Below are 6,771 nucleotides of genomic sequence, written 5' to 3'. Positions count from 1 at the left end.
GTCGACACTAGTACGTCCTGTACGTCGGGGGTAGGCGCTCCTCCTAAAAGCTAACGCTTTTTCTCATGCGATGATTATGCTGCCGAAGCGTTCCTTGTGGAGCTAGACAAAAGGAAGCAATTATTCAATTTGAATAGTTGCTTCCTTTTTTTAAAATATTACAAGTTAACATCCACTTTAATCAATTTTTCCTCATCTTTATCAATGCCGATATACCTTAATGTTTCGGCATGGGTTTGATGATTGTATATGGACATTAAGATGGAAATGGCAATGCCCTTTCGATAGGCATGATAGCCGAATGTTTTTCTAAGTGTATGCATGCCAATCTTGCCGCAAATGCCAACTTCCTTGGCAGCTTGATTAATGATTCGGTAAGCCTGCTGACGCGAAATGGGCAGATCATTCTTTTTGGATTTGAAAAGATAATCATCTTCCATAAAAACAAATGTAGCTAAATAGTTTTGCAAAGCCGCCTTCACTTTACTATTAATATAATGAACCTTTTGCTCATCCCTTTTATCGTCATGAAGATAAAGAAATTCCTTTATTTCCGCACCGTCCCAAATATCTCCGACCTTTAAACATAGCAAATCATGCACTCGAATGCCTGTGTTAATGCCAAATACAAATAGTAAAAAATCTCTTAATGATTGCTTCTTTAAGTTTTCTTTCATCGCGTAAATTTTTTCGACATCCTTAATAGGATCGACGTATTCCACTGTGGTTCCTCCTGCAATCTAATGTTACTAAAATAAGGTATCAGAAATTGCAAAGACATACAATAAGATATTTCAGCAACTTTCATAGATATATCAGCGACTTTCGAGATTTATCAGCGACTCTCATATATATCCACCATTCAGTTTTTCTCACCTTATTTCCCCTCTAGAAATTCCTTCAAATCATCCTGTACACTTTCCTTTGTAAGCTCAACCTTTGAACGATAGGCAGCCCGATTCAATAAATGCGCTACCACTGGAGAGGTTAGAAATACAAAGAAAATGCCTAGTATGAGTCTAATACTGAAGTAGCCGTCAGCCAGCAAGAAGAAAAGAAAGGTCCCGAATAATGTACAAAGCACCCCTAAGCTTGCACTTTTTGATACCGCATGTGAACGGGAATACACATCAGGCAAGCGAATTAATCCGATGGCGCTTAGAAAGCTCAGGACCGTGCCAATTAAAAGAAACACAGCTACAATAATGTCAATGTATACGTTTTCGTTCAATCACAACACCTCTTTCAATGAATCTCGCAAAGGCAATCGTACCAACGAATGAGAGGATGCCAATTAATAAAATGATGTCAAAAAAAGCATGTGTCCTCAAAAGGATCGAAAGGCATGCTACACTAGCAATCAGGTTTACCCCAATATTATCTAATGCCATGACCCGATCTGGTGTAGAGGGTCCTTTTATAACGCGATAGAGAGCAGCAAGGATAGAAAGGGACAAGAAGAATAAACAGACTAATAAAAATTGATTAAACATTACCGGGTTACCTCCTTTATCGCTTTCTCATATTTTATCTGCGACTGAAAAACAGCATGCTTGGAGTCTGGCAAATTTAAGGCATGGAGATAAAAAACCTTATTGTTTGGAGAAACCTCCATAACAACAGAGCCTGGGGTTAAGGTTAAAAGTAAGGCAAGTAACGTAATTTCCAAATCCCCTTCTAGATCCGTCTCCATTTTAAATATCCCAGGGGTGACTTCGATTCTTGGCCTGCAGACTTCTTTAATAATCGCGATACTAGATGTAACCGATTCACTCAAAAACAGGATAAACAGCTTCAAAATGGCGATAAACCGTCTCAAATAAAAGGATGATGGGAAAAAGCGCCTTAAAGAAAATATCACGATAATTCCAACTAGATATCCGCCAAAAAAGGACAATATACTCCATTCATCCTGAAAAAACATCCATAAAAAGGCGATAAAAAGATTTACTAACACCTGAACTGGCAAGGTTTCTCCTCCCTTCTTGAAATGCGCAAGCGCCAATGTCGACACTAGTACGTCCTGTACTTCGGTGGTAGGCGCTGGAGCTGGACGTAATACTATTTGGCTCCCGCCATTACTGCTTCAATATAAAGTCTTGGATTCAATAACCCATCTGTGGCTATTTGAACATAATCATGAATTCCCTCTGCCCCTAATCCGAGTGTAATCGTCAGAGCAGTCAGGCATCCTAATGGAAACATTAAACCTTTCGTTGTTCCCTTTTCCATTTCCTTGCTTAAAGCCGTTTCGCCCCAAAAAACATTCATAAAGATTTTCATAATCGAATACAAGACCATTAGACTCGTTAATAATCCAATTCCGCCTAACCAGTAATACCCTGCTTCAAACGTTCCTCTTGTAATGAAGACCTTTCCCAAGAAACCGCTTAATGGCGGAATACCTGCTAACGATAAGGCGGCAATAAAGAACATCCAGCCTAAATAAGGATGATTTCGAATGAGTCCGCTTATTTCCTTTAGCTTACTTGTACCCGTAATGACAATAATCGCACCGCCTAAAAGGAAAATAAGTGCCTTAATTAGGATGTCATGAATGAGATAGTACAAGGAACCCATTATGCCGTTTGGCGTTAGGGAGGCAAGTCCAGCGATAATAAAACCTACCCCTACTATCACGTTATACGTTAAGATTCTCTTGATATCCCAATAGGCAATTGCTCCAATGGCTCCAAGTAGCATCGTTAATGCGCCAAGAATCCCAATAATGAAATGGGTAACCTCTGGCTTATGATAGAAAACAAGTGTAAACGTCCGAAATAAAGCGTAGATCCCCACTTTTGTTAAGAGCGCCGCAAAAATAGCAGCGATGGCTGTTGGCGGTGCACTATATGCACCTGGCAGCCAGAAGAAAAGAAAAAGTGCTGCCTTCATGCCAAAAACAATTAAAAATAATAGGGAAACCGTTGTCAGCAATCCATCCTGCCCCGCCTCAGCCACTCTCAAAGATAAATGAGCAAAATTTAATGTCCCGAGCATAGCATATAGATAGGCGATAGCCACAAGAAATAAGGAAGACGATAAAACATTGATCAGGATATACTTGATGGACTCCCGAAGCTGTAACTTTGTTCCTCCTAAGGAAATCAGTACATAAGATGAAATTAACATAACCTCAAAACAGACAAACAAATTAAATATATCACCTGTCAAAAACGACCCGTTCACACCGGTAATCAAAAATAAATAAAATGGGTAAAAATAATGCTTCTCCCTCTCCGCTCCAATTGAATGAAAGGAGAAGATCAAGCAAAAGAGCGCAACGATGCTCGCACTCATAAGCAAAATGGCTGAAAACATATCCGCTACAATACTAATGCCATAAGGAGGGGCCCATCCTCCTGCCTGAAGTGTCTGAATTCCATTCACTTTTATCTGACTCATTAATGAGACAGAGACAACACCTATAGCCATGATGGCCAGTATGCTAAGCAAGCGCTGAAAAAAAATGTTTCTCCGGAATAGGATTAAGACCAGCCCGGCAATTAGCGGAATGATGATCGGCAGTATAACAAGATTATTCATCCATATTTCCCCTTAATTGATCCATATCATCAGTCCCTACTGTTTTATACGTTCGGTAACTAAGCACTAAAAATAAAGCAGTCACGGCAAAGTTAATGACAATGGCTGTTAAAATAAGTGCCTGTGGCAATGAATCCGTAAATGTTGTGTTGATCCCGCCTAATAAAGGCGGACCGCCCTTCTTTAATCCGCCCATGGTTAGAATTAACAGATTGACACCATGGCTGATAATCGAAGTTCCTAAAATGATCCTAATTAAGCTTTTACTTAAAACTAAATAAGTGCCAATCGAAAAAAACAGGCCAACTAGAATTGATATAAGTGTTTCCATCTCTAACCATCCTCACTTATACTCAAAATAATCGTGACAGCTGTGCCAATAACGGCTAAGGCAACACCCACATCAAAAAGCACAGCCGTAGCCAGCTCTGTTTTTCCGAAAACAGGAAGGTTAAAGTAACCAAAGGTTTGATTTAAAAACGGTTTCCCGGAAAAAATTGAGATCATCCCAGTAAGAACAGCAAGCAGAACGCCGAAACCCGCTACTTTCTTGAAATCGACTGGAATGTTTTTTCGAACGGTTTCAATATCGAATGCGAGGTAGAGAAGTACGAGCCCTGCAGCTACACTCAAGCCGCCGATAAATCCCCCTCCTGGATTATGATGGCCTCCGAAGAATAGATATATAGAAAAGGTTAGAATAATAACGATGGCCATTTTAGTCACAGAACGCAAAATTACATCATTCGGGTTCATTCCTTAGGACCCCTCCCTGCTAATTGAAGCTTTATTAACGTATAGACTCCTAGACCTGCAATACATAGGACGAGAATTTCCAGCATTGTGTCTAATCCACGGAAATCAACAAGAATAGCATTCACGATATTCTTTGCCCCTGCAAGCGTGTAAGAATCCTCAAAGAAATTCGAAATAGATGCGAAAAGCCGATGATTATTTGCGGCCAAAGCAAGTAAAGTGACGATGACGCCAACCCCAAGAGAAATAATGAAATTCGTCATCTTAAATGATATTCTGCTTACTTCCTTTCGCAATTCCGGCAAATGATAGAAGCATAGCAGGAATAAAGCAGCAGTCACGGTCTCTACTACGAGCTGTGTAAGCGCCAGATCAGGTGCCCGGAAAATAACAAAGAACAAGGATACGAGATAGCCTAGTCCGCCAAGGGCAATAATGGCCGTTAATCTTGATTTTGAAAGAAGGACAGCAAAGGCTGAAAAGACCATTGCGATTATTAATCCGCCTTCATAGATGCTAACCTCTGCATTATTTGAATATTGCATGGTAAACCCTTTTGAAAGCCATAAGGAACTGCCAAGAACTAGTATGAAGAAGCCAAAAATATAGACTAAATAATCCCTGATAGACCCTGTCATATATCGATTGGTTACCTTTAATGAAGATCTTTCCGTTCCTTCTAACGACAGGTTATACAAGTGATTCAGCGATAAGGATTTAGGAAAGAAATCATAAAGAAACGTCCAGCGCTTAATAAATTTATACATAATGGAACCAACGATAATCACACCGAGTGTCATATATAATTCTGTATTCCATCCATGCCACGGCTTGATCGTTACATCCATCTCACTTAATGAAAGTCCAGGCAAAACCGCCATTAATGCAGGCTGAAGAAAGTTTTTCGAAACGACATTTGGGAAAAAGAAAATAATAATGACAAGCAAGGCTAAAATGATCGGCGGAATCAACATGCCAATCGGTGCTTCATGGGCAACTTTATCTAATTTCTCTGGCCGGTGTTTGCCAGTGAAGGTTTTAAAAACAAGAATCATACAATAAATAAACGTAAACACACTTGCAATCCATGCAACCCATGGAATGATCAGACCAAATGACTTCATCCCAAAAACCGGATGCTCTGCTGCCGTTAATACACTTGTAAAAAACATCTCTTTACTCAAATATCCATTAAATGGAGGAAGCCCAGCCATGGAGAAGCTTCCAATAATTGTTAGAGTAAATGAGATAGGCATCAGGCTCATTAATCCGCCTAATTTGCGTATATCACGCGTTCCTGTTTCATGGTCAATAATCCCAATTACCATAAATAGACTACCCTTAAAGGTGGAATGATTAATTAAATGAAACATAGCCGCTAATATCGCAAAAGCATAGACCGTTGACTCATCCCCAAGACCAAAATACAAAGAAGCAGAACCTAATCCAAGAAGAGACATAATCAAACCTAATTGGCTGATGGTCGAATAAGCTAGTAATGCCTTTAAATCCTTCTGATTGACAGCGTTAATGGAGCCATAAATTAACGTGATGATCCCAACCCCTGAGACGATCCAAAACCATTCACTGCTTCCGCCGAAAACAGGTGTAAATCTAGCTACTAAATAAATGCCGGCCTTCACCATGGTTGCTGAATGTAAATAGGCACTTATTGGAGTAGGTGCCTCCATTGCATCTGGGAGCCAAATACTAAATGGAAATTGGGCTGATTTTGTAAAAGCTCCTAAAAGCAGCAAAATCATAGCAGGAAGAAATAATGAATGGTCTGTAACAACATGAACCATGTTCAATATTTCACGTATGCTATATGTATCTGTCATTATGGATAGCATAATGAGACCCGATAACATCGCAAGTCCGCCAAATATCGTAATCAGCATTGATTTGAGGGCACCATATCTAGAGTTTTTCCGTTGATACCAATAGGCAATCAGTAAAAACGAAGAAATACTCGTTAATTCCCAAAATACATATAAAACTAAAATATTATCTGAAAAAACGAGGCCTAGCATTGCACCCATGAATAAAAGCATATAAACATAAAAATTATGGAGTGCTTCACGCTCTTTTGACATGTAATAAATCGAATAGAGCACAACAAGCGTCCCAACTCCAGAAATTAACAGTCCGAAAATAAGCGACAAGCCATCCAAATACGTTGTTATATTAATATTTAATGAAGGAATCCATGGAAGCGATTGGGAAATTGTATGTCCATTGGAAATGACAGGAATATACTGTAGCAAATACAGAAATACTGTTAGCGGGACAAAAACGACAAACCAGCCCGTATGAATTCGTGGTGTAACCATTTTATAAATAAAAGGTGTTATTATAGCAAAAATAAACGGCAGAAAGATCATGAAAGGTAGCAAAGACACAATCAAATCCCCTCCTAACAAAGATTTTATTTCTATTAATGTTCTATTAATGTTTGTTTCATCATTC

Annotated in this window: 8 protein-coding genes; all 8 read right to left on the bottom strand. The window is 39.3% G+C overall.

Going from position 1 to position 6,771, the window contains the following annotated elements:
* Positions 1-158: 158 nt before the first annotated feature.
* Positions 159-722 (bottom strand): tyrosine-type recombinase/integrase, encoded by a 564-nt coding sequence (locus V7127_RS15575; RefSeq protein WP_335487493.1) that lies wholly within the window; start codon positions 720-722, stop codon positions 159-161.
* Between the two features lie 155 nt (positions 723-877).
* On the bottom strand, positions 878-1,231 hold the full coding sequence (mnhG, locus tag V7127_RS15570; protein WP_335346430.1) for a monovalent cation/H(+) antiporter subunit G: 354 nt from the start codon (positions 1,229-1,231) through the stop codon (positions 878-880).
* A complete protein-coding gene (locus V7127_RS15565; protein ID WP_335487490.1) occupies positions 1,209-1,493 on the bottom strand; it encodes a Na(+)/H(+) antiporter subunit F1 in 285 nt (94 codons plus the stop codon). The genes mnhG and V7127_RS15565 overlap by 23 nt, the downstream gene beginning before the upstream one ends.
* Positions 1,493-1,969 (bottom strand): Na+/H+ antiporter subunit E, encoded by a 477-nt coding sequence (locus tag V7127_RS15560; RefSeq protein WP_335487487.1) that lies wholly within the window; start codon positions 1,967-1,969, stop codon positions 1,493-1,495. Before V7127_RS15560 ends, V7127_RS15565 begins: the two co-directional genes overlap by 1 nt.
* A 92-nt stretch (positions 1,970-2,061) precedes the next feature.
* The gene (locus tag V7127_RS15555) at positions 2,062-3,546 is read right to left on the bottom strand and encodes a Na+/H+ antiporter subunit D (protein WP_335487484.1); all 1,485 of its coding nucleotides are present in this window, start codon (positions 3,544-3,546) and stop codon (positions 2,062-2,064) included.
* Positions 3,539-3,877: a Na(+)/H(+) antiporter subunit C gene (locus V7127_RS15550; RefSeq protein WP_335346426.1), complete on the bottom strand. Its 339-nt coding sequence runs from the start codon at positions 3,875-3,877 to the stop codon at positions 3,539-3,541. The genes V7127_RS15555 and V7127_RS15550 overlap by 8 nt, the downstream gene beginning before the upstream one ends.
* A gap of 2 nt (positions 3,878-3,879) precedes the next feature.
* Positions 3,880-4,302, bottom strand: coding sequence for a Na(+)/H(+) antiporter subunit B (locus tag V7127_RS15545; protein WP_335487481.1), 423 nt, complete (start codon positions 4,300-4,302; stop codon positions 3,880-3,882).
* Positions 4,299-6,704: a Na+/H+ antiporter subunit A gene (locus tag V7127_RS15540; RefSeq protein WP_335487478.1), complete on the bottom strand. Its 2,406-nt coding sequence runs from the start codon at positions 6,702-6,704 to the stop codon at positions 4,299-4,301. Before V7127_RS15540 ends, V7127_RS15545 begins: the two co-directional genes overlap by 4 nt.
* Positions 6,705-6,771 lie beyond the last annotated feature (67 nt).

Origin of the sequence: Bacillus sp. JJ1773, from assembly GCF_036962035.1 — a bacterium.
GTDB lineage: Bacteria > Bacillota > Bacilli > Bacillales > Cytobacillaceae > Cytobacillus.
Note: the sequence above shows the minus strand (reverse complement) of the source record. Positions and strands in the feature narration are given on the sequence as shown.